The sequence below is a fragment of the Burkholderia sp. PU8-34 genome, from assembly GCF_053427725.1.
Window position 1 is genome coordinate 366,040 of record NZ_JBSAXC010000005.1, and the last position, 20,340, is coordinate 386,379.

Sequence of the window (20,340 nt, forward strand, 5' to 3'; positions counted from 1 at the left end):
CAGCCTTTTTCGTTTCTGCGGCCGTGCGGCCGGATGAGCGTGTGCGGATGTGCGTGTGCGGATGTGCGGCGCAGGCACGGGTTTCGCGCGTGGCGCGGCGCGGCGCGAGGGGCGGGCGCGCAGGCATTCGGCGCACGCGCAGGCTGTGCGCGCCGGCATGCGTCATGTCCGCTTGCGCCCGGGTGCGTTGACGAGCCCGATGCCGGCCAGCACGAGCGCGGCGGCCGACATGAAGCGCCAGCCGACCGATTCGCCGAGCAGCAGCACGCCGAACGCCACGCCGAACAGCGGCGACAGGAACGTGAATACCGACAGCCGCGACGCGATGTAGCGGGTCAGCAACCAGAACCACGACAGGTAGCTGACGAACGCGACGATCACCGACTGGTACGCGAGGCTCGCGATCGCAACGGGCGTCACGTGCGCGAACGATACCTGGCCGAGCAGCGCGGCGAGCGCGAGCAGCACGACGGCCGACACCGCGAGCTGGTAGAACAGCGTCTTGCTCGCGCTTGCGTGCTGGAGGGACGTCGACCGCACGACGACGGTCGTCGCGGCCCACATCGCGCCGCCGAGGATGCCGAGCGCATCGCCGGCGAGCCCCGCGAGCACCGACGCGCCGGGGGCCGGCGGCTTCAGGAAGCCGTCGGCGAACGCGAGCGCGATGCCGGCGAACGCGAGCGCGACGCCGGTCCACTGGACGCGCTTCAGGCGTTCGCCCGGCGCGAACAGGTGCAGGCCGAGCGCGGTGAAGCACGGCGCCGTGTACAGGAAGATCGCCATGTGCGACGCGCTCGTCAGCGTCAGGCCGAAGAACACGCAGATGAATTCGCCGGCGAACAGCGCGCCGGCCGCGAGCCCGGGGCCGAACGTGCCGTCGGCGCGGAAGAGCACCGTGCCGCGCGCGCGGGCCCAGCCCCACAACAGGAGCGCTGCGATCAGCGAGCGCAGGCCGGCCTGGAACATCGGCGGGATCGCCGCGTTCGTGCTCTTGATCGCGACCTGCTGGAAGCCCCAGATCGCGCACAGCAGCAGCATCAATCCGACCGCGCGCGCATCGAGCGCGCGCCGCGCGTGGGCGACTACGCTCATCGGCATGCCTCGCTCGAGCGGCGGGATGGCAGCGGGGTTGGGCGGGGCGCGGGATCGGCGCGTTCGAAACGGAGGTTTTGCACGGCGGTCTGGCTGAGTGAGCGGACTGGCGAGCACGCCGCAAGTCGCGTGTCGTGCAGCGTTGCCGGAATCGGGAACGCCGGCCGTCGAACGAATATCCGAGGCCAGGGCCGGATGATGGTACACGATCGGCATGCCGCCGTGCGACGCGATTCGCGATGCGGGCCGCGCCGTTGTTCGGCCGGCGCGGCCCGTATTGCACGGCCGGGAGACGCGACGAGGATTCGATGCGGCGCGCACGGCGCCGCATCGTTTAGCGTCAGTCGGCGAGCTTGGCGGTCAGCGCGTCGACGCGACGCTGGTCGGCACCGAGCGCGGCGGTGACTTGACGCCCGTATTCCGCGTCTGCTTTCTGGAAGTACGACAGCATCGTGTATTTGACGTCGTCGTTCTTGACCTGCTTCAGGTCGGCGGCCAGGTTGCCTGCGAGGTTGGCGCGTTCGCCGGCCGTCAGCGAACGGTAGAACTCTCCTGCCTGCCGGAAGTTGAGCGTCTTCGCGATCCGGGCCTGTTGCGTCGTGCCGGCGAGTGGCAGGCGACTGGCCGGGAACGTCGGGTCTGCCGTCAGCGTGGCCTGCTGGCTCGGCTCATAGTTCACGCCGCCACGGGTATGGCCGCCGTTCATCGCACCGTCCTGGTTGACGTTTGCAACCGAAACGCGCGGGTGGTTCACCGGCAATTGCAGCGCATTCGTTCCGACGCGATGGAGCTGCGTGTCCGCGTAGGCGAAGAGACGGCCTTGCAGCAACCGATCCTCGGAAGGCTCGATGCCCGGCACGAGATTCGACGGCGCGAACGCCGCTTGCTCCGTTTCCTGGAACACGTTGTCAGGATTCTTGTTGAGCGTCATGGTGCCGATCTTCGTTTCGGGCACGCCGGTCCACACCTTCGTCGCGTCCAGCGGATCGAACGGGAAGCCGTCGAACTGATCGGGTTTCAGCACTTGAACGTACAGGTCCCATTGCGGGAATCGCCCTGCGTCGATCGCCGCGATCAGATCGCGGGACATGTGATTGAAGTCCTTGCCCTGAATCGATTCCGCCTGTTGTGCGGTCAGGTTCTTCTGGCCCTGCAGGCTTTTCCAGTGGAATTTGACGTAGACGACGTCGCGTTTCGCGTTGACGAATTTGTACGCGTGCACGCTATTGCCGTCCATTTCCCGATATGTCGCGGGCGTGCCCGAGTCGGAAAAGAGACGCGTGAGCATGTGCGTCGCTTCCGGCTGATGCGAGAAGAAATCGAAGAAGCGGCCCGGATCCTGAATGTTCGTGTTCGGCGCGGGCTTGAGCGAATGGACCATGTCCGGGAACTTGATCGCGTCGCGAATGAAGAAGACCGGCAGGTTGTTGCCGACCAGGTCCCAGTTGCCTTCCGACGTGTAGAACTTGGTCGCGAAGCCGCGCGGGTCGCGCAGCGTTTCCGGCGACGTCCCGCCGTGAATCACGCTGGAGAAGCGCACGAATACCGGCGTTTGCGTGCCGGGCGCGAACACCTTCGCCGTCGTGAGGCCAGAGATGTCGCGCGTTGCGACAAACACACCATATGCGCCGGTGCCGCGGGCATGAACGACGCGCTCGGGAATGCGCTCGCGATCGAAGCGCTGCAGCTTCTGGATCAGATAACCGTCCTGGAGCAGAACCGGCCCGTTCGCGCCAGCCGTCTGCGAATTCTGGTTGTCACCCACCGGTGCGCCGTTGTCGCGCGTGAGCGTCGACGCGTGAGCCGCGAATGCGCCCAGGACGGACGCGGCGACGATCAGACGACTCAATGGAATAGGGAGACGATAAGTTGCCATGAGTGGATTCCTCGATATGCCAAGTTGAAGCGGGAATCTAACAGGGCGCTTACATTGATAGAATTTCTATATTTCTATTGCATCGATTATCGCTTTTTATAAATACGAGATAATCAATGCGCCGCGATTTGTGCGGGAATCGGTGCATGCATTTTTTGTCGATTGCAGGCGCTTTCGCTGCAACGCACGGCGGTTGGCGCATGCGCATTCCGGCGCTGCGGCCAGATGCTCCGTATCGGCGTCCGCGCCGGGCCGCCGCCTGCGAGGTTCCCCCGACTCTGGTAGAGTTTCCGGTTCCGGAAAGTCCCCACAAGGAGTACAAGCCATGCGTATGCTGCATACGATGCTGCGAGTCGGCGATCTCGACCGCTCGATCAAGTTCTACACCGAATTGCTCGGCATGAAGCTGCTGCGTCGCGACGATTATCCGGAAGGCAGGTTCACGCTCGCGTTCGTCGGCTACGAAGAGGAAAGCAAGGGCACGGTGATCGAGCTGACCCACAACTGGGATACCGCGTCCTACGATCTTGGCACGGGCTTCGGCCATCTGGCGCTGGAAGTCGACGATGCGTACGCGGCCTGCGAGCGCATCAAGGCGCAGGGCGGCAAGGTCACGCGCGAAGCGGGCCCGATGAAGCACGGCACGACCGTGATCGCGTTCGTCGAGGATCCGGACGGCTACAAGATCGAGTTCATCCAGAAGAAGGCGCACTGAGCGCCGGATGAGCGAGCCGCGGCGCGCGATGCATGCCGCGCAGCGTGAAACGGGCGGCACGGGGAATCCCGCGCCGCCCGTTGTGTTTTTTGCAGCGACAGCAGTTAATACAACGTAGCAACTACGGCGCAGCAACTACAGCGCCGGCAGCAGCTCGGGCGGATGATGCTTGAGCGTGTGCCGTGCTTCGCGGAATTCCGGAAAGATCGATTCGACCGTCTGCCAGAAGCGCGGGCTGTGGTTCATCTCGCGCAGGTGCGACAGCTCGTGCGCGACGACGTAGTCGACGATCGACATCGGGAAATGGATCAGCCGCCAGTTCAGGCGGATCTTGCCGTCGCTCGAGCAGCTGCCCCAGCGCGTCGCGGCCGACGACAGCGCGTACATCGAATACGTGACGCCGAGCTTGTCCGCATAGAACGCGAGACGTTCGCCGAAGATCCGCTTCGCCTCGCCCTGCAGCCAGCCTTGCACGCGGTCCTTGATCTGCTGCGCGTCCGCTTGCGCGGGCAGCGGCAGCGCGAGCCGCTGCGCGTCGCCGTCGAACCCGACGGCGCCCGCGCCGAGCGCGATCGTCACCGTCTTGCCGAGATACGGGAGTTGCGCGCCGTCGCGCCAGTCGATCTGCGGCAGCGCGCGCTGCTCGGTGCGCGTCTTCCATTCCGCGAGTTTCGCGAAGATCCAGCGCTGTTTCTCGGCGATCGCCGCTTCGATGTCGGCGAGCGTGACCCAGCGCGGCGCGGTGATCGTGAGCCCGCTGCCGTCGATCGTGAAGCCGATCGTGCGGCGCGCGGAACGCTTCAGCCGGTATTCGAGCACGCGGCTGTCGAGCGCGAACGTGCGCACGCGCGAGCGGTGGGGTGCAGGATCGGGGGCGGGCACCGACGGAGCCGGTGCCGTGTCGCGCGGCGCCTGCGGCGCGGCGGGTGTGGAGGGCGCCGTGGGTGCGTCGGCGGGCGAGGACGGCGCGGCGGCCGGCCCGTCGAAGAGCGGCAGATCCAGCTGGCGATGATCGAGGGCCACGACGGCGGGTCGTGGCCGCGGACGCTTCTTCATCAATTCGCTTCGTCTTGTCGTACGCAACAACAGATGCAACCGGGGAGAATCAGACACGTGCGGCATTGCGCTTTTCCGCACCGCCGGACGCGCGGTACGCGTCCGGATCGATGCGACGCATTTCCGCTTCGATCCATGCTTCGACCTGGGAGTTCACGGCGTCGGGCGTGCGGCCCTGGGTGTCGATCGGCTTGCCGATCGACACGGTGACGACGCCCGGGTATTTCGTGAACGAATTGCGCGGCCACACATGGCCCGCGTTGTGCGCGATCGGCACGACCTGCGCGCCGGTCTCGATCGCGAAGCGCGCGCCGCCCGTCTTGTACTTGCCCTGCTTGCCGACCGGCGTGCGCGTGCCTTCCGGGAACATGATCACCCACGCGCCTTCCTCGAGCCGCTTCTTGCCCTGGCGGATCACCGAGACGAATGCGTTCTTGCCTTCCTTGCGGTTGATATGGACCATGTGCAGCATCCCGAGCGCCCAACCGAAGAACGGCACGTACAGCAGCTCGCGCTTGAACACGTAGCAGAGCGGCCTCGGCATCAGCGCGGGGAACGCGAGCGTTTCCCATGCGGACTGGTGCTTCGACAGCAGCACGGCCGGGCCGTCGGGCAGGTTCTCGATGCCCTCGATCCGGTAGCGGATGCCGTTCAGCCAGCGCACGACCCACAACGTGGACTTGCACCAGCCGGCCGCCATCCAGTAGCGTGCGTCGGGGCGCAGGAACGGGAACGCGATGAAGCACGCGGTCGCGTACGGCACCGTGTACAGGACGAAATAGATCAGCAGCAGCAGGGAGCGGACAAAGCGCATCGGCGTGTGTCTGGCGTAAGGGAGGATGCGCGCGGCGGCCGCATCACTCGTGTTCTTGTGAAAGGAAGTCGAGCGCAAACGCACGCAGGTCGTCGTGCACCTTCGTGCCGGGCGGAAGGTTGCCCGCGGCGAGCGTCTTCCTGCCCTTGCCGGTCAGCACGAGATGCGGCTGGAAGCCGAGCGCGACGCCTGCCTGCAGGTCGCGCAGCGAATCGCCGACGACCGGCGTGTGATCGGGATCGATCTCGAAGCGCTCGGCGATCATCTGCATCATGCCGGGCTTCGGCTTGCGGCAGTCGCAGTGGTCTTCCGCCGTGTGCGGGCAGAAGAACACCGCGTCGATGCGCGCGCCGACCGCCGCCGCCGCGCGGTGCATCTTCAGATGCATCTCGTTCAGCGTGGCCATGTCGAACAGGCCGCGGCCGATGCCCGACTGGTTGGTCGCGACCACCACGCGATACCCCGCGTGGTTGAGCCGGGCGATCGCCTCGAGGCTGCCGGGCAGCGGGATCCACTCGTCGGGCGTCTTGACGAACGCGTCGGAATCGACGTTGATCACGCCGTCCCGGTCAAGGACGACGAGCTTCCTGATGGGAGCGGTCGGCATCGTGCGGCCCTTATGCGGCGAGCTTCGAGATGTCCGCGACGCAGTTCATCTGCTGGTGCAGCGCGGCGAGCAGCGCGAGGCGGTTCGCCCGCAGCGCGGGATCCTCGACATTGACCATCACGTCGTCGAAGAACGCATCGACCGGCGCACGCAGCGCCGCGAGCGCCGACAGCGCGCCCGTGTACGCCCGGGCCTCGAGCTGCGACTGCACGCGCGGCGTCACGGTCGCGAGCTGTTCGTGCAGCGCCTTCTCGGCCGCTTCGACGAACAGCGTCGGCTGCACCGTGCCGTTCGCGCTGCTTTCCGACTTCTTCAGGATGTTCGAGATCCGCTTGTTCGCGGCCGCGAGCGCTTCGGCTTCCGCGAGGCGCGTGAATTCGCGCACCGCGTCAAGGCGCGCGACGATGTCGTCGAGGCGCGTCGGGTTCAGGCTCAGCACCGCGTCGACTTCGCCCGCCGTGTAGCCGCGTTCGCGCAGCAGGCCGCGCAGGCGGTCCATGAAGAACGCGAAGATCGCGTCGGTCGATTCGGCGACTTCCGGCACGTTCGCGAAGCGCGCGTACGCAATGCGCAGCAGCGACACGAGATCGAGCGGCAACTGCTTCTCGAGCAGCACGCGCAGCACGCCGAGCGCGTGACGGCGCAGCGCGAACGGATCCTTCTCGCCCGTCGGTGCGAGGCCGATGCCCCAGATGCCGACGATCGTCTCGAGCTTGTCGGCGAGCGCGACCGCGGTCGACACGGGTGTTGTCGGCAGCGTGTCGCCGGAGAAGCGCGGCTGGTAGTGTTCGGTGCACGCGATCGCGACGTCGTCCGGCTCGCCGTCGTGGCGCGCGTAGTACGTGCCCATCGTGCCCTGCAGCTCGGGGAACTCGCCGACCATGTCGGTCAGCAGGTCGGCCTTCGCGAGACGCGCGGCGCGCTTCGCGTGCGCGACGTCGGCGCCGATCTCGGGTGCGATCTCGCCGGCCAGCGCTTCGAGGCGCTCGACGCGTGCGAGCGCCGAGCCGAGCTTGTTGTGATAGACGACGTTCGCGAGCAGCGGCACGCGGTCGGCGAGCGGCTTCTTCTTGTCCTGCTCGAAGAAGAACTTCGCGTCGGCCAGACGCGGGCGCACGACGCGCTCGTTGCCTTCGATGATCTCGCCCGGCGTCTTCGTCTCGATGTTCGACACGATCAGGAAGCGCGAGCGCAGCTTGCCGGTGACGTCGGTCAGCGCGAAATACTTCTGGTTGGTCTGCATCGTCAGGATCAGGCATTCCTGCGGCACCTGCAGGAATTCGTCTTCGAAACGGCACGGATAGACGACCGGCCATTCGACGAGCGACGTCACTTCGTCGAGCAGCGCCTCGGGCATCACGACCGTGTCGCCGTTCGCATGTTCGTTCAGCTGCGTGCGAATCGTGTCCTTGCGATCGCCGAAGTGCGCGATCACGCGGCCCTTGTCGCGCAGCGTGGCCGCATAGGCGCCCGCGTGCGAGATCGCGACGAGGCCGTCGGACAGGAAGCGGTGGCCGAGCGTCGTGTCGCCGGCGTCGATGCCGAACGCGGTGACGGGCACGATGGTCGCGTCGTGCAGCGCGGTCAGGCGATGCACCGGCCGCACGAACTGCACGTCGGTGCCGTCCGGGCGCTGGTAGGTCATGACCTTCGGGATCGGCAGCTTCGCGAGGGTTTCGTCGAGCGCGGCCTGCAGGCCGTCGGCGAGCGTCGCGCCGGCTGCCGCGTAGTTGACGAAGAACGCTTCGGCCTTGCCGTCCTGCGCGCGCTCGAGATCGGCGATCGACAGGTTCGGGTGGCCGAGCGCCGCGAGCTTCTTCGCGAGCGGGGCGGTGGGCTTGCCTTCGGCGTCGAGTGCGACCGACACCGGCAGCACCTTTTCACGGACCTGCTTTTCCGGTGCGACGGCGCGCACGTTCTGCACGACGACGGCGAGGCGGCGCGGCGTCGCATAGCGTTCGAAAACAAGCTCGCCTTCGATCAGGTCGCGCGCCGCGAGGCGTTGCGCGAGGCCTTCGGCGAATGCGTCGCCGAGGCGCGCGAGGGCCTTCGGCGGCAGCTCTTCGGTCAGCAGTTCGACGAGCAGGGGGGCGGGATGATTGTGCGTCATGATGTGAGGAAATCTCGTCTCGTCAGTCCTGATCGATCTTGCGTTCGACCTTCAGCGGCGGCACCCAGGCCGGCTGTGCGGCTTCCTGGGCATCGGTGGTGAGGCCCGGCACGCCCGGCGGGTTGCCGAGCATCGGGAAGCCGAGCTTTTCGCGCGATTCGTAGTACGCCTGCGCGACGAGGCGCGACAGTGCGCGGATGCGGCCGATGTACGCCGCGCGCTCGGTCACCGAGATCGCGCCGCGCGCGTCGAGCAGGTTGAACGTGTGGCCGGCCTTCAGCACGAGTTCGTAAGCGGGCAGCGCGAGCTGCGCGTCGATCATCCGCTTCGCTTCCGCTTCATAGCTGTTGAAGAACGTGAACAGCAGGTCGACGTTCGCGTGCTCGAAGTTGTAGGTCGACTGCTCGACCTCGTTCTGGTGGTACACGTCGCCGTAGGTCAGGCGGCGCAGCTCGGGGCCGTCCGGGCCCTGCTCTTCCCATTCCGTCCAGATCAGGTCGTAGACGTTCTCGACCTTCTGCAGGTACATCGCGAGACGCTCGAGGCCGTACGTGATTTCGCCGAGCACCGGCTTGCAGTCGAGGCCGCCGACCTGCTGGAAGTACGTGAACTGCGTCACTTCCATGCCGTTCAGCCACACTTCCCAGCCGAGGCCCCATGCGCCGAGCGTCGGGTTCTCCCAGTCGTCCTCGACGAAGCGCACGTCGTTCTGCTTCAGGTCGAAGCCGAGCGCTTCCAGCGAGCCGAGGTAGAGATCGAGAATGTTCTCCGGCGCCGGCTTGAGCACGACCTGGTACTGGTAGTAGTGCTGCAGGCGGTTCGGGTTTTCGCCGTAGCGGCCGTCCTTCGGGCGGCGCGACGGTTGCACGTACGCGGCGCGCCACGGCTCGGGGCCGACCGCGCGCAGGAACGTGTGGACGTGCGACGTGCCTGCGCCGACTTCCATGTCGATGGGCTGGAGCAGAGCGCAACCCTGCTTGTCCCAGTAGGACTGCAGCGTCAGGATGATTTGCTGAAACGTAAGCATGAAGAGCCTTCGTGGCGCGGGCGCTCCGTTGCGGGCGGCATCCCGGGCGGTGACCGGGGGGCGGCTCGCGCGGCGGCGCGGCTTGTTAGTGTGCTGAAACGCGTAATTTTACCGGATCGGCGCGGCGATGCGGCCGGAACGGGGTCGAAGGGGGTGTCGAACCGCCGCTAGGATGCGCGTAACGTACTGCGCACGCGGCGCGCCGACGTGGGTGCTGCTCGACGTGAACCCGCACTGGCGGTGGCTGCTCGAGCGGCGCGGCAGTCCGTGGTATCCGAGCGCGACGTTGTATCGGCAGCCGGTGTTCGCGCAGGGGGGCGGTGATGGACGAGGTTGCAAGGGATTTGCAGCGTCGGATCGAGCAGGCAGCGGTGCCGGGCGCCGTAGCCTGGGAAGCTGCACTGGAAAAACCGTGCGCCGCGTGCACGGCAGCGTCAAGGCGACGACTGGGGCGCTCGTCCGTGCGCCACATCAGGCGGCCGGGAGACGGGCCGCCGATACCGCTTACTTCTGCTGCCCGTTGCGTCGCCGCAGCCCCGGCCCGAACGTGAACCCGAACGCGAGCAGGATGAACGACACCGCGAGCACGGCGGCGTTGCCGCTCGTCACATAGGGCGTGAAGCCGCTCGTACCTTCGATGCGCACGTCGAGCGAGCCGATCGTGAACGGCTTGAGCTGGCCGAGCACGCGGCCGTGCGCGTCGATCGCGGCCGTCATCCCGGTGTTGGTCGCGCGCAGCATCGGCCGGCCCGTCTCGAGCGCACGCATCCGCGCGATCTGCAGGTGCTGGTCGAGCGCGATCGTGTCGCCGAACCACGCGAGGTTGGTAACGTTGACGAGCACGCCGGGCGGCTGCGGATTGTCGCGGATCGTCGCGGCGATTTCCTCGCCGAAGATGTCCTCGTAGCAGATGTCGGCCATCACCGGCTGGTTGCGCACGAGGAACGGCTTCTGCACCGGCGCGCCGCGCGCGAAATCGCCGAGCGGCATCTTCATCAGGTCGACGAACCAGCGGAAGCCCCACGGGATGAATTCGCCGAAAGGCACGAGGTGGTGCTTGTCGTAGTGGTAAATGTCGCGCGAGTTCGGCGTCACGCCGTACAGGCTGTTCGTGTAGTCGACATAGCGCCCGTCTTCGGTCACCGACGCACCGACCGCGCCGAACAGCACGGCCGAGCCCGTCGTGTCGCTGAACTTGCGGATCGCGACGGCGAACGGCTCGGGCAGCTCCTGGATCATCACCGCGATCGCCGTTTCCGGCGTGACGATCAGGTCGGCGGGCTTCTCGACGATCATCTGCTGGTACATCTTGATCGCCGCGTCGATGCCTTCCTGCTCGAACTTGATGTCCTGCTTCACGTTGCCCTGCAGCAGCCGGACCGTGAGCGGCGCGTTCGCGGGCACGGTCCAGGTGGCCTGCGACAGCGCGAGGCCGGCCGCGACCAGCGCGACGGCGACGCCGGCCGGCGCCGCGATGCGCACGCGCGCATTGCCGCCGGCGTTGCCAGCGTTGCCGGCACCGCCCGCGTGCGCGGGCGACGGCCGCGTGGCGGCCAGCGCCTGCACGACGAGTGCGGCGAACAGCGCGAGCACCCAGCCGATCCCGTACACGCCGACGATCGCAGCGAATCCCGCGAACGGGCCGTCGACCTGCGGATAGCCGCTCGCGAGCCACGGAAAGCCGGTGAAGACCGTGCCGCGCAGCCATTCGCCGAGCGCCCACGCGCTCGCGAAGGCGAACGCGCCGTGCCAGGTCGGCGAGAACGGCCGCGGGTCGGGCGTGCGCCGGTGCCACGCATGGCCCGCGCAGAACGACCACAGCCCGGCCGAGAACGCCGGGTACAGCGACAGGTACAGCGAGAACAGCACCAGCGCGCCGCCGGCAAGCGGCGCGGCCATTTCGCCGTACACGTGCATGCTGATGTACAGCCACCAGATGCCGGTGATGAAGTTGCCGAAGCCGAACGCGCCACCCGTCAGCGCGGCGCTCTTCCAGCTCGCGGTGCGCGTGAGCTGCGCGAAAAACCAGACGAATACGACGAGCTGCAGCCAGCCGCCGTGCGGCGTCGGCGCGAAGGTGAAGGTATTGGCCGCGCCGGCGAGCAGCGCGGCCGGGTAGTGCCAGCGCGGCAGCGTGAGGCCGGGCGCCGGCGCGAGAAGGCCGCCTGCCGGGCGGGACGGGATCGGATCGTCCATGTGAAGCGGGAGTGGGCGAGGCGGTTGAACGGGTTGAAAGGGCGCCGCCGGGCAGCGTGGGGGACGCCGCCAGGCGGCGAGGCGGTCAGTCCTCGTGCGACGTCTGCGCCCGGCGGCTCGTGAGCGGGCTGCGGCGCACGAGCAGCACGTGGACCTGGCGCGCATCGCCGCGCTGGATCTCGAACACGAGGTTGCCGAGCTGCAGCTTCTCGCCACGGTGCGGCACGCGCCCGAAATGGTGCGTGATCAGGCCGCCGATCGTGTCGACCTCGTCGTCGGAGAAATCGGTGCCGAACGTCTCGTTGAACTGTTCGATTTCCGTCAGCGCGCGTACACGGTAGCGGCCGTCAGGCGCCGCGATGATGTTGCCGGCTTCCTCGTCGAAATCGTATTCGTCCTCGATGTCGCCGACGATCTGCTCGAGCACGTCCTCGATCGTGATCAGGCCCGCGACGCCGCCGTATTCGTCGACGACGATCGCCAGGTGGTTACGGTTGACCCGGAAGTCGTGCAGCAGCACGTTCAGGCGCTTCGATTCCGGAATGAACACGACCGGACGCAGCATCCCGCGCACGTCGAACTCGTCTTCCGCGTAGAAGCGCAGCAGATCCTTCGCGAGCAGTACGCCGATCACGTTGTCGCGGTTGTCTTCGTAGACGGGGTAGCGCGAGTGCGCCTTCTCGAGAACGAACGGGATGAAATCCTCGGGCTTGTCGGCGATGTTGATCGCGTCCATCTGCGCGCGCGGCACCATGATGTCGCGCGCGCACAGGTCGGAGACCTGGAAGACGCCCTCGATCATCGACAGCGAATCGGCGTCGATCAGGTTGCGTTCGTGGGCGTCCTGGAGGATTTCCAGCAGCTCGCCGCGAGATTCGGGCTCGGGCGAAATGAAGTCGGTCAGGCGCTCGAGCAACGAGCGCTTTTCTTGCGGTTTGTCGGTTGGCTTTCGACTGGGATACGAATCGTTCATGGTGGTGCGCCCGGTTCACATCGGAGCGCGCTGTCACGGAGTAGGCAAGGATACACCAAGGGCATGGCACGGCCGTGTCACCCCGGCCGGACGGCCGGGGCGGCGGCCGTGCAGGCCCCGCTTGGGGACAGGCGGGCGAGGGCGCCGAGCCGTCCTTCGGTTTCCATCCTATCGCAGAAAGGCGCGGCAGGGCAGCGGCGGTCAAAATCCGGGCCCGGCCGGTTGGCCGGTTGGCCGGTTGGCAGATTGGCCGGTGGGACAGTCGGACGGTGGGACGGTGGGACGGTCGGACGGTCGGACGGTCGGACGGGCGGACGGGCGGACGGGCGGACGCCGGGCGGCGCGCCGCGACGATTCGCCGCGACGCGCGGCAAACGCGGCCGCGCTCAGAACCGCACGCCGGCCGAGCAGCCGCCGGCGGCTACCCCGTTCGACGCAGCGCCGCCGCAGCCGAGCACGCCGCAGCCGGACAGCGACAGGCCCGTGACGAGGAGCAGGATCGACAAGGCGGTCCTGCGGCGCAGCCAAGCGGGCAGCTTCATGTCTGGCGTCCTTTGGAGATCGGAATGCAGCGGTTTGCGTCGGGGTGCGTTCGTTTGCGTCCAGCGCAGCAGGCCCGCCGAAAGGATGGGGGAATGCGGCGCGGGCGTCACCGGCAGCGCGCGAGCAGCGCTTCCAGCGCGCGATCCGGGATGCCGCTTGCGCGCAGCGCGTCGACCGTGCGGCTCACGTAGTCGAGCGTCGTGCCATAGCGCCCGCATGCGCAGCCGAACACTTCCTTCACGACGCGATCGGGCAGCTTGCCCGTGTAGGTCGGCACGTCGCGGCGCATCACGAACGCGAGCGCGTTCACACGTTCGCCGTTCTCGAGCGAGCACGGCAGCCACGCGGGCCGGTACGAACCCATCGGCATCTCGCGTTTCCACAGCGTCTCGAGGTGCGGCTGCGCGGTCGGGCCGGCAAGCCGGAACGCGATGCCGCTGCACGAGCCGCCGCGATCGAGCGCCAGCACGAGGCCCGGCTGCTCCGGTGTGCCGCGGTTCACGCGCGACCACAGATAAAGGCCGCGATGATAGCCGTGCACCTTGCCGCGCACCGCGTCGACGGTCGGCAGGCCGGGGTTCCAGATCAGCGACCCATAGCCGAACAGCCACAGATCCTGCTGCCCGTCCCAGTCGCGCATCGTGTGCGCGAGCGACGCCGCGAGCTCGTCTTCCGTCAGCAGCCGCCCGGCGCCGAGCGATGGCGGGTACGCGGGCAGGATCGTGGCGGCGTCGCGCATCGGGGGAAGGGGGAGCAGCTTACCGGTACGGGTTCGGGAAGCCGAGTTTCGCGAGGATGTCGACTTCGAGCGCTTCCATTTCGGCGGCGTCCTCGTCGCTCGTCTCATGGTCGTAGCCCTGCGCGTGCAGTGCGCCGTGCACGAGCAGGTGCGCGTAGTGTGCGTCGAGCGGCTTGCCCTGCTCGCGCGCTTCCTTCTCGACGACCGGGCAGCACAGCACGAGGTCGCCGATTACGGTGCCGTCCGGCGCGTCGTCGTACGCGAAGGTGAGCACGTTGGTCGGGTAGTCCTTGTGGCGGTAGCTGTCGTTCAGCGTGCGGCCTTCCGCGTCGCCGACGAAGCGCACGGTCAGCTGCGCGTCGGCGAACAGCGCGGGCGCGATCCACTCGGCGATCAGCTTGCGCTTGGGGCACGCCTTGCGCACGTCGCCGGTGATCTCGTCGCCGTACTGGACGGCGAGGTCGAGCTCGGGTTCGCGGATCGCTTCGCCGTCGAGGCCGACGTCGCGCGGCGCGGGCTCGGCGCCGACGTGCAACGTCACGCTGTCGTAGTGCTCGGGCTGCAGCGCGAGCTTCGCACGCATCGCCGGATCGGCGTGCTGCGCGACGATCGCGACGGCGGCTTCACCGGAGCTGCCGGACAGGTCGAACATCAGGCTGCGGCCGTCGGGAAAATCGATCCGCAGCCCCTGCGCATCGACTGACTTGACCTTGCCCTTCGCGTCGAACAGCGAAAGACGGAGCGTTTCGGACGTCGCCTTTTCGGCGCGGGCGGACTTGCGGGAGCGGGACGATTTCATGACGCGGCAGGCAATTGGAACGCGATGAGCATACACCAAACGGCCGATCCCACCCGAATTGGACGGTGCGGCACGATGCCCGTCGAATTCGGGTGGGATCGGACGAAAAAAAGCCCGGCGCGCTGTCGGGCGGGCCGGGCCGGGATGGCGTGGGGAGCTCGGGGGGCGTCACGCGTCCTGGTGCTGCGCGTGGAACTCGTCGTACGCCTCGACGATCCGCGCGACGAGCGGATGGCGGACCACGTCGACGCTCGTGAAGCGCGTGAGCGCGATCCCGCGCACGCCGCCGAGCACCTGCTGCGCCTCGATCAGCCCGCTCTTTTGCGCGCGCGGCAGGTCGACCTGGCTCGTGTCGCCGGTGACGACCGCCTTCGAGCCGAAGCCGATCCGCGTGAGGAACATCTTCATCTGCTCGGGCGTCGTGTTCTGCGCCTCGTCGAGGATGATGAACGCGTGGTTCAGCGTGCGGCCGCGCATGTACGCGAGCGGCGCGATCTCGATCATCTGGCGCTCGAACATCTTCGCGGTCTTGTCGAAGCCGAGCAGGTCATACAGCGCGTCGTACAGCGGCCGCAGGTACGGATCGACCTTCTGCGCGAGGTCGCCCGGCAGGAAGCCGAGCCGCTCGCCGGCTTCCACGGCCGGGCGCGTCAGCACGATGCGCTTGACCTGGTCGCGCTCGAGCGCGTCGACCGCGCACGCGACCGCGAGATAGGTCTTGCCGGTGCCGGCCGGGCCGATCCCGAACGTGACGTCGTGCGACAGGATCTGCTTCAGGTACTCGCGCTGCGCGGGCGTGCGGCCGCGCAGGTCGGCGCGGCGCGTGTAGAGCTTCGGGGCGGGTTCGTCGAGCTCTTCGTCGTCGACGCGCATCACGGGCTCGTCGAACGGATGGTCGGGGTCGCCGCGGAACCGCACGTCGAGCGTGTCTTCGACGCGGCCGTTGCCGCCCGTGTGACGCACCTCGACGAGCGCGAGCTGGATGTCGTCGACCGACAGCGGATCGCGTGCGCGGTTGTAGAAGTTTTCGAGCGCGGTGAGCGCGAGCTTGGCGCCGCGCCCGCGGATCGTGATCCGGTGGCCGCGCCGCTGCATCGTGACGTCGAGCGCCTGTTCGATCTGCCGCAGGTTCTCGTCGAGCGGGCCGCAGAGATTCGCGAGGCGCGCGTTGTCGTCGCGCGGCGCGGTGAATTCCAGTGCTTGGGCGGTTTTCAAAGTGGCGTCGGGCTCCTCTGGGAGGTCAGTGCGTGGCCGTGCTTGCGTCGTCGTGCGCGAGCACGAGTTCGCCGCGCAGCGAGTGCGGATACGCGTGATTGATCTTCACGTCGATCATCTGGCCGATCAGGCGCGGGTGCGACGCGAGCGGCGCCGGGAAATTCACGACCCGGTTGTTCTCGGTGCGGCCCGCGAGTTCGTTCGGGTCCTTGCGCGACGGCCCCTCGACGAGGATGCGCTCGACCTTGCCGACCATCGACTGGCTGATGCGTGCGACGTTCTCCTCGATCGTCGCCTGCAGATGTTGCAGGCGTTTGAGCTTGAGCTCGCGCGGCGTGTCGTCGTGCAGGTTCGCGGCCGGCGTGCCGGGGCGCGGGCTGTAGATGAACGAGAAGCTCGTGTCGTAGCTCATCTCGTGCACGAGCGCCATCATCTTGTCGAAGTCGGCCTCGGTCTCGCCGGGGAAGCCGACGATCAGGTCGGTCGACAGCGACAGGTCGGGGCGGATCGCGCGCAGCTTGCGGATCACCGACTTGTACTCGAGCACCGTATAGCCGCGCTTCATCGCCATCAGGATCCGGTCGGAGCCGTGCTGGACCGGCAGGTGCAGATGGCTCACGAGCTTCGGCACCTTCGCGTACATGTCGATCAGGCGCTGCGTGAATTCCTTCGGGTGCGACGTCGTAAAGCGGATCCGCTCGATGCCGGGGATGTCGGCCACGTATTCGATCAGCGTCGCGAAATCGGCAATCTCGGTCGAGCCCGCCGTCAGCGCGCCCCGGTAGGCGTTCACGTTCTGGCCGAGCAGCGTGACTTCGCGCACGCCCTGGTCGGCGAGGCCGGCCACTTCGGTCAGCACGTCGTCGAGCGGGCGCGACACCTCATCGCCGCGCGTGTACGGCACCACGCAGTAGCTGCAGTACTTCGAGCAGCCTTCCATGATCGACACGAACGCGCTCGGACCCTCGACGCGCGCGGGCGGCAGATGGTCGAACTTCTCGATTTCGGGGAACGTGATGTCGACCTGCGCGCGGCCGCTCGATCGGCGCTGGTCGATCATCTGCGGCAGGCGGTGCAGCGTCTGCGGGCCGAACACGAGGTCGACGTACGGTGCGCGCGATACGATCGACGCGCCTTCCTGGCTCGCGACGCAGCCGCCGACACCGATCAGCAGGTCGGGCTTCGCTTCCTTCAGCTCGCGCACGCGACCGAGGTCGGAGAACACCTTCTCCTGCGCTTTCTCGCGCACCGAGCAGGTGTTGAACAGGATGATGTCCGCGTCCTCGGGGGAGTCGGTCTTTTCGAGGCCTTCGGCGGCATTGAGCACGTCCACCATCTTGTCCGAGTCGTACTCGTTCATCTGGCAGCCGAAGGTCTTTACGTAAACTTTCTTGGTCATGGGGATTCGCCGTTCGCAGTGGTTGACCTGGGGGCGTCGTCTAGGGTGAATCGGGACGGCCGTCGTCCGGGCCGCGCAGCGGGCCGGTGCGTGCACTCGGTGCACGCGAAGAAGAAGCCGTCGGGAAAGCTTTTCATTATAGCTTTTCGTGCCGCCCCGGACGGCTGGCCGGTTGCGGCGGCCCTGCGGGCGGCGCCGGCCGCCCGGGTTCGGACCCCGCAGAAACGCATTCCTCCGCGATGCTGATAACGGTGTGAAGATAACTTCGTTTGCCCGCATGGGGCCCGGTGATACGGTCTCGACACGCGCTCGATCGATGCGCAACCTCGATTCCCATCCGGCTCCAACCCATTCGCAGGGCCGCGTCGCGGCCCGGAGGCAATGCAATGTCTTCACCCCTGGCGCTCGTGCGCGATGTGTCTTCCTTCGAGTCCGGCGACGCGGCCGACGTCCGGGCGCAAGCGTCGTTCGACGTCCTCGAGCGGGTCGTCGGCGTCAATCTCGCGCGGCTGCGCGCCGAGCGGCAGCTGTCGCTCGATGCGCTCGCGCGGCTGTCCGGCGTGTCGCGCGCGATGCTCGCGCAGATCGAATCCGCGCGCAGCGTGCCGTCGATCAAGGTGCTGTGCAAGATCGCCGCCGCGCTGAAAGTGTCGGTCGCCGCGTTCCTGCGCCGCCACGCAGTGAACGGCTTCGAGCATCTCGCGGCCGACCGCTCGGCGCGCGTCGTCAGCTCGGGCGGACGCTTCTCGGCGCGCGCGCTTTATCCGGAAGCCGAGCCGGCCGCGGCCGAGTTTCACGAGCTGCGAATCGCGCCGCTGCACACGGAGCCCGGTGCGCGCCGCGCGCCGGGCACGACGGTCAACCTCGTCGTCAGCGAGGGCACGCTCGAGGTGAGCGTGCACGACCGCCGCCAGTTGCTCGCGACGGGCGACGCGATCGTGTTCGACGCCGACCAGCCGTACAGCCTGCGCAATCCGGGAGACAGCGAAGCGCGCGCGTTCCGTGTGACGGTGAGCCCCGAGGTGCCGCCCCGCTGGCTCGTGCCGGAGGCGGCGCGCGTGGCGGGCCAGGGTCCGTTATCGGCGTGATTCCGTGGACGAAATGCGGCGGGCCGGTGCGGTCCGCGCGGCCCCGGAATCGGCTACTGAGCCTGCTACTGAGTCGGCCCGCGAACTGGCCGACTCAGTGGCCGCCGGCGACGGCGGATTCCCGATGGATGCATGCGCCGGCCAGCCGCAGCCAGTCCGTTCGGACGATTTCGTTAGACGGCTTCTTCAGTAGGGTTATAGGTGTTGTTCGCTGCGCCGCGCGCGCAGCTGTTGTATGCTTTGCCGGCCGGTTTTCCCGGCAATCAGTGCGTCTTCAGGGCGGGGCGAAATTCCCCACCGGCGGTAGGCTGGCGTAAGCCGGCGAGCCCGCGAGCGCCCGCGCAGCCTGCGCGGGGTCAGCAGATCTGGTCGAATGCCAGAGCCGACGGTCACAGTCCGGATGAGAGAAGATGTGCAGATAGTCATGTCCGTCAGGGCCGCTTCGCCGTGCGTGCGAAGCGGGTTGTCGTTCTGTCTGTTTGCAATGCCCTGAAACGTTTTTCGCCCATATCGTTTTGCGAGGAGCGTTTCACATGTCCTTTACGTCTTACACGTCCCGTTCGTCGGCGCCCGCCGACGCCTTTGCCGATCTCCCGTTGCTCGATTCCGAACCGGTGCCGCCGCGCATTGCCGCCGCGCTCGACGCATTGCGCGCAGGCCGCGCGGTCGTGCTGCAGGACGATCACGACCGCGAGAACGAGGCCGACCTGATCGTCGCCGCCGAGCGGATCACGCCGGAAACGATGGCGCTGCTGATCCGCGAATGCAGCGGGATCGTGTGCCTGTGCCTGACCGACGACAAGGTGCGCGCGCTCGCGCTGCCGCCGATGGTGCAGACCAACGAGAGCCGCAACGGCACCGCGTTCACCGTGTCGATCGAGGCGCGCGAAGGCGTGCATACGGGCGTGTCGGCGGCCGACCGCGTGACGACGATCCGCGCGGCGATCGCCGACGACGCGACGCCGCACGACATCGTCCGCCCCGGGCACGTGTTCCCGCTGCGCGCGCAGCCGGGCGGCGTGCTCGCGCGCCGCGGCCACACCGAAGGGACCGTCGACCTGACGATCCTCGCGGGGCTGAAGCCGGCCGGCGTGCTGTGCGAGCTGATGAATCCGGATGGCACGATGACGCGCGGCGACGACGTCGCGCGTTTCGCGCAACAGCATGGCCTGCCGATGCTGACGATCGCGGAGCTGGTCGAATTCCGCGAGGCGCTCGCGACCGCGCGAGAGCGGAGCTGCGAACCGGCCTGACCGGGCGCTAGGACTGTACGTCGCCGAATTCGCCGCGCATGCCGGCGGCGACGAGCGACGGCAGTTCGTCCATGTTGCGCATGATCCGCGTGATGCCCATCGCGCGCAGCGCATCCGCGTAGTTGTCGGGGATGTGGCTCGCGCCGACGAACGCGATCGTCTTCATCCCGGCCGCGCGCGCGGCGTTCAGGCCCGAAATACTGTCCTCGACGACGATGCAGCGCCCGGGTTCGACGCCGAGCGTGCTCGCCGCATGCAGGTAGACGTCCGGGTAGGGCTTCGGCCGTGCGACCTGCTCGGAGCTGAACACGCGGTCGCCGAAGATTTCGGTGAGCGCCGCGCGCTTCAGCGAGCTGCGCACGCGCACGAGGCGGCTGTTCGACACGACCGCCGCAGGCAGGCTCACCTTCAGCAGCGCATCGCGTACGCCGGTGATCGGTGCGAGCGACTGCGCGAGACCCACCTCGATGTTGTGTTCGATCGTCTCGATGAAGTTGTCGGGCATCGTGATCCCATAGCGCGTTTCGAGCCCCGCGAGGAAGCGCGACGTCTGCTGGCCGAACGCGGTTTTCGCGGCGGCTTCGAAATCGATGTGCGGGAACGTGGCGGACAGCGTGTCGAGCAGCACGCGGTCGGCGATGACTTCGCTGTCGACGAGCACGCCGTCGCAGTCGCAGATGAGGTGATCGAGCATGATGGTGAAGAAGCGGGGCGTCGGCGACGCCTGATTGCCGCCATGATACGTGCTTTCATGCACGCGCCGCCAACGGCGGCGCACCCTCCGCGCGATCGTGCGGTGAACCCGCAGTGGCGGGCGGCTCGCGCTGCCCGCCGCAGT

18 protein-coding genes and 1 riboswitch are annotated in these 20,340 nt (G+C 67.7%); of the genes, 3 read left to right on the forward strand and 15 right to left on the reverse strand.

Translation table 11 applies throughout. The features are described 5' to 3' along the window. Nucleotides 1-162: 162 nt before the first annotated feature. Nucleotides 163-1,098 (reverse strand): DMT family transporter, encoded by a 936-nt coding sequence (locus ACV22Z_RS15670; RefSeq protein WP_448077207.1) that lies wholly within the window; start codon nucleotides 1,096-1,098, stop codon nucleotides 163-165. 334 nt (nucleotides 1,099-1,432) lie between these two features. Continuing rightward, nucleotides 1,433-2,968: a catalase gene (locus ACV22Z_RS15675; RefSeq protein WP_448077208.1), complete on the reverse strand. Its 1,536-nt coding sequence runs from the start codon at nucleotides 2,966-2,968 to the stop codon at nucleotides 1,433-1,435. Nucleotides 2,969-3,293: 325 nt separating this feature from the next. Here ACV22Z_RS15675 and gloA point away from each other — a divergent pair, with 325 nt between their 5' ends. Next, a complete protein-coding gene (gene gloA / locus ACV22Z_RS15680; RefSeq protein ID WP_448077209.1) occupies nucleotides 3,294-3,683 on the forward strand; it encodes a lactoylglutathione lyase in 390 nt (129 codons plus the stop codon). A gap of 135 nt (nucleotides 3,684-3,818) precedes the next feature. Here gloA and ACV22Z_RS15685 read toward each other — a convergent pair whose 3' ends face one another. From ACV22Z_RS15685 to miaB, 12 genes are all read right to left on the reverse strand, one after another. Then, nucleotides 3,819-4,739: a M48 family metallopeptidase gene (locus ACV22Z_RS15685; RefSeq protein WP_448077210.1), complete on the reverse strand. Its 921-nt coding sequence runs from the start codon at nucleotides 4,737-4,739 to the stop codon at nucleotides 3,819-3,821. A 49-nt stretch (nucleotides 4,740-4,788) separates the two neighbouring features. Further along, a complete protein-coding gene (locus ACV22Z_RS15690) occupies nucleotides 4,789-5,553 on the reverse strand; it encodes a lysophospholipid acyltransferase family protein (protein ID WP_448077211.1) in 765 nt (254 codons plus the stop codon). A gap of 43 nt (nucleotides 5,554-5,596) precedes the next feature. Beyond that, complete coding sequence (gene gmhB / locus ACV22Z_RS15695; protein ID WP_448077212.1) at nucleotides 5,597-6,160, reverse strand: D-glycero-beta-D-manno-heptose 1,7-bisphosphate 7-phosphatase; 564 nt, start codon at nucleotides 6,158-6,160, stop codon at nucleotides 5,597-5,599. A gap of 10 nt (nucleotides 6,161-6,170) precedes the next feature. Beyond that, nucleotides 6,171-8,270: a glycine--tRNA ligase subunit beta gene (glyS, locus tag ACV22Z_RS15700; protein WP_448077213.1), complete on the reverse strand. Its 2,100-nt coding sequence runs from the start codon at nucleotides 8,268-8,270 to the stop codon at nucleotides 6,171-6,173. 22 nt (nucleotides 8,271-8,292) lie between these two features. Beyond that, a complete protein-coding gene (glyQ, locus tag ACV22Z_RS15705; protein WP_010090741.1) occupies nucleotides 8,293-9,297 on the reverse strand; it encodes a glycine--tRNA ligase subunit alpha in 1,005 nt (334 codons plus the stop codon). Nucleotides 9,298-9,801: 504 nt separating this feature from the next. Then, nucleotides 9,802-11,493, reverse strand: a complete 1,692-nt coding sequence (gene lnt / locus ACV22Z_RS15710; RefSeq protein ID WP_448077214.1) for an apolipoprotein N-acyltransferase — start codon at nucleotides 11,491-11,493, stop codon at nucleotides 9,802-9,804. 85 nt (nucleotides 11,494-11,578) lie between these two features. Then, nucleotides 11,579-12,466, reverse strand: a complete 888-nt coding sequence (locus tag ACV22Z_RS15715; RefSeq protein ID WP_448077215.1) for an HlyC/CorC family transporter — start codon at nucleotides 12,464-12,466, stop codon at nucleotides 11,579-11,581. Between the two features lie 386 nt (nucleotides 12,467-12,852). Then, nucleotides 12,853-13,008: a hypothetical protein gene (locus tag ACV22Z_RS15720; protein ID WP_448077216.1), complete on the reverse strand. Its 156-nt coding sequence runs from the start codon at nucleotides 13,006-13,008 to the stop codon at nucleotides 12,853-12,855. Nucleotides 13,009-13,115: 107 nt separating this feature from the next. Further along, nucleotides 13,116-13,748 carry a gamma-glutamylcyclotransferase gene (locus tag ACV22Z_RS15725; protein WP_448077217.1) on the reverse strand — a complete coding sequence of 211 codons (633 nt, stop codon included), beginning with the start codon at nucleotides 13,746-13,748 and terminating at the stop codon, nucleotides 13,116-13,118. Between the two features lie 19 nt (nucleotides 13,749-13,767). Further along, on the reverse strand, nucleotides 13,768-14,547 hold the full coding sequence (gene ybeY / locus ACV22Z_RS15730) for an rRNA maturation RNase YbeY (protein WP_448077218.1): 780 nt from the start codon (nucleotides 14,545-14,547) through the stop codon (nucleotides 13,768-13,770). A gap of 168 nt (nucleotides 14,548-14,715) precedes the next feature. Continuing rightward, nucleotides 14,716-15,762, reverse strand: a complete 1,047-nt coding sequence (locus ACV22Z_RS15735) for a PhoH family protein (RefSeq protein WP_448077219.1) — start codon at nucleotides 15,760-15,762, stop codon at nucleotides 14,716-14,718. Between the two features lie 25 nt (nucleotides 15,763-15,787). Beyond that, nucleotides 15,788-17,161 carry a tRNA (N6-isopentenyl adenosine(37)-C2)-methylthiotransferase MiaB gene (gene miaB, locus ACV22Z_RS15740; protein ID WP_448077220.1) on the reverse strand — a complete coding sequence of 458 codons (1,374 nt, stop codon included), beginning with the start codon at nucleotides 17,159-17,161 and terminating at the stop codon, nucleotides 15,788-15,790. A 386-nt stretch (nucleotides 17,162-17,547) separates the two neighbouring features. Here miaB and ACV22Z_RS15745 point away from each other — a divergent pair, with 386 nt between their 5' ends. Continuing rightward, the gene (locus tag ACV22Z_RS15745) at nucleotides 17,548-18,249 is read left to right on the forward strand and encodes a helix-turn-helix domain-containing protein (protein WP_448077221.1); all 702 of its coding nucleotides are present in this window, start codon (nucleotides 17,548-17,550) and stop codon (nucleotides 18,247-18,249) included. A gap of 266 nt (nucleotides 18,250-18,515) precedes the next feature. Further along, nucleotides 18,516-18,665: riboswitch (FMN riboswitch) on the forward strand. A gap of 117 nt (nucleotides 18,666-18,782) precedes the next feature. Continuing rightward, complete coding sequence (gene ribB, locus ACV22Z_RS15750) at nucleotides 18,783-19,502, forward strand: 3,4-dihydroxy-2-butanone-4-phosphate synthase (RefSeq protein WP_448077222.1); 720 nt, start codon at nucleotides 18,783-18,785, stop codon at nucleotides 19,500-19,502. Nucleotides 19,503-19,509: 7 nt separating this feature from the next. On the opposite strand, the gene ACV22Z_RS15755 is transcribed toward ribB, so the two are convergent. Next, on the reverse strand, nucleotides 19,510-20,196 hold the full coding sequence (locus tag ACV22Z_RS15755; RefSeq protein WP_448077293.1) for an HAD family hydrolase: 687 nt from the start codon (nucleotides 20,194-20,196) through the stop codon (nucleotides 19,510-19,512). Nucleotides 20,197-20,340: the final 144 nt, after the last annotated feature.

Excerpts from the sequence above, each read along its gene's own strand:
- ACV22Z_RS15670 (WP_448077207.1), bottom strand. The coding sequence starts at position 1,098 with ATGCCGATGAGCGTAGTCGCCCACGCGCGGCGCGCGCTCGATGCGCGC.
- ACV22Z_RS15675 (WP_448077208.1), bottom strand. The coding sequence starts at position 2,968 with ATGGCAACTTATCGTCTCCCTATTCCATTGAGTCGTCTGATCGTCGCC.
- gloA (WP_448077209.1), top strand. The coding sequence starts at position 3,294 with ATGCGTATGCTGCATACGATGCTGCGAGTCGGCGATCTCGACCGCTCG.
- ACV22Z_RS15685 (WP_448077210.1), bottom strand. The coding sequence starts at position 4,739 with ATGAAGAAGCGTCCGCGGCCACGACCCGCCGTCGTGGCCCTCGATCAT.
- ACV22Z_RS15690 (WP_448077211.1), bottom strand. The coding sequence starts at position 5,553 with ATGCGCTTTGTCCGCTCCCTGCTGCTGCTGATCTATTTCGTCCTGTAC.
- gmhB (WP_448077212.1), bottom strand. The coding sequence starts at position 6,160 with ATGCCGACCGCTCCCATCAGGAAGCTCGTCGTCCTTGACCGGGACGGC.
- glyS (WP_448077213.1), bottom strand. The coding sequence starts at position 8,270 with ATGACGCACAATCATCCCGCCCCCCTGCTCGTCGAACTGCTGACCGAA.
- glyQ (WP_010090741.1), bottom strand. The coding sequence starts at position 9,297 with ATGCTTACGTTTCAGCAAATCATCCTGACGCTGCAGTCCTACTGGGAC.
- lnt (WP_448077214.1), bottom strand. The coding sequence starts at position 11,493 with ATGGACGATCCGATCCCGTCCCGCCCGGCAGGCGGCCTTCTCGCGCCG.
- ACV22Z_RS15715 (WP_448077215.1), bottom strand. The coding sequence starts at position 12,466 with ATGAACGATTCGTATCCCAGTCGAAAGCCAACCGACAAACCGCAAGAA.
- ACV22Z_RS15720 (WP_448077216.1), bottom strand. The coding sequence starts at position 13,008 with ATGAAGCTGCCCGCTTGGCTGCGCCGCAGGACCGCCTTGTCGATCCTG.
- ACV22Z_RS15725 (WP_448077217.1), bottom strand. The coding sequence starts at position 13,748 with ATGCGCGACGCCGCCACGATCCTGCCCGCGTACCCGCCATCGCTCGGC.
- ybeY (WP_448077218.1), bottom strand. The coding sequence starts at position 14,547 with ATGAAATCGTCCCGCTCCCGCAAGTCCGCCCGCGCCGAAAAGGCGACG.
- miaB (WP_448077220.1), bottom strand. The coding sequence starts at position 17,161 with ATGACCAAGAAAGTTTACGTAAAGACCTTCGGCTGCCAGATGAACGAG.
- ACV22Z_RS15745 (WP_448077221.1), top strand. The coding sequence starts at position 17,548 with ATGTCTTCACCCCTGGCGCTCGTGCGCGATGTGTCTTCCTTCGAGTCC.
- ribB (WP_448077222.1), top strand. The coding sequence starts at position 18,783 with ATGTCCTTTACGTCTTACACGTCCCGTTCGTCGGCGCCCGCCGACGCC.
- ACV22Z_RS15755 (WP_448077293.1), bottom strand. The coding sequence starts at position 20,196 with ATGCTCGATCACCTCATCTGCGACTGCGACGGCGTGCTCGTCGACAGC.